This is a genomic window from Pseudonocardia nigra (assembly GCF_019396355.1).
GTDB lineage: Bacteria > Actinomycetota > Actinomycetes > Mycobacteriales > Pseudonocardiaceae > Pseudonocardia > Pseudonocardia nigra.
Window position 1 is genome coordinate 1 of record NZ_JAHKRK010000498.1, and the last position, 1,060, is coordinate 1,060.

Annotated in this window: 1 protein-coding gene; it reads right to left on the reverse strand. The window is 72.7% G+C overall.

Features of this window, described 5'->3' with window-relative positions; translation table 11 throughout:
• Window positions 1–1,058 (reverse strand): lysine N(6)-hydroxylase/L-ornithine N(5)-oxygenase family protein (locus tag KME75_RS41860; protein ID WP_308283536.1); only part of this gene is annotated, 1,058 nt, incomplete at its 3' end.
• Window positions 1,059–1,060 lie beyond the last annotated feature (2 nt).

Sequence of the window (1,060 nt, forward strand, 5' to 3'; positions counted from 1 at the left end):
CGCTGCACGGCGAGCCGGCCCGCAGCGTCGCGGTGACAGACGCGGGCGAGGTCGCGCAGCAGGCGGCACGGGTCCGAGGGCCGGTAGCCCGTGGCGTACACGACGAGATCGGCGGTGAGCACCTCGCGCCCGCCGTCGATCAGCGACTCGACGGCCAGCTCGACACGCCCGTCCACCTCGACCGCGTCGGCGACCCGGCTGACGTTGTGGAACCGCAGCCGCTCACGCCCGCTCACCCGCTCCGCATAGTGCCGCCGGTAGAGCGACTCGATCAGCTCCGGGTCGACCACCGAGTAGTTCGTGTTGCCGTGATAGCCGAGGATCAGGTCCTTCACCTCGGCCGGGGCGCGGAAGAAGTCGTCCACGGCGCCCGGGTCGAACACCCGGTTGGCGAACGGCGTGTCGTCGGCCGGGCTGTAGCCGTAGCGGGCGAACACCGCGCACACCTCGGCGCCGGGGAACGCCCGGTGCAGGTGGTCGACGGTCTCCGCCGCGCTCTGGCCCGCCCCGACCACGATGACCCGCCGCGGATCGCGCACTGACCCGATCCGGGTGAGCAGGTCCCGGCTGTGCCACACCCGCTCCCCGGGCAGCACACCCTCCGGCAGCTGCGGCACGAGCCCGGTGGCGAGCGCGACGTTGCGGGTGCGCAGCGTGCCGCGCGAGGTGTGCACGTCGAGCAGGCCGGGCTCGTCGGGGACGGCGGCGATCCGCTCGACCTCCGTGCCGTAGTCGACCCGGTCGGCGAACCCGGCCGCGGCCCACTCCAGGTAGTCGTGGAACTCCAGCCGCGTGGGGAACGCGCTGCCGTAGTTGATGAAGTCGACGAGCCTGCCGCGCTCGTGCAGGTAGGACAGGAAGCCGTAGCGGCTGGCCGGGTTGCGCAGCGTCACGAGGTCCTTGAGAAACGACACCTGCATCGTCGCGTCCTCGAGCAACATGCCCCGGTGCCAGCCGAAACGCTCCTGCCGCTCGACGAACCGGGCCTCGACCGCACCCCCGCCCGGCTGCTCGGCGAGCGCGATCGCGAGCCCGAGGTTCGAGGGGCCGAAGCCCACCC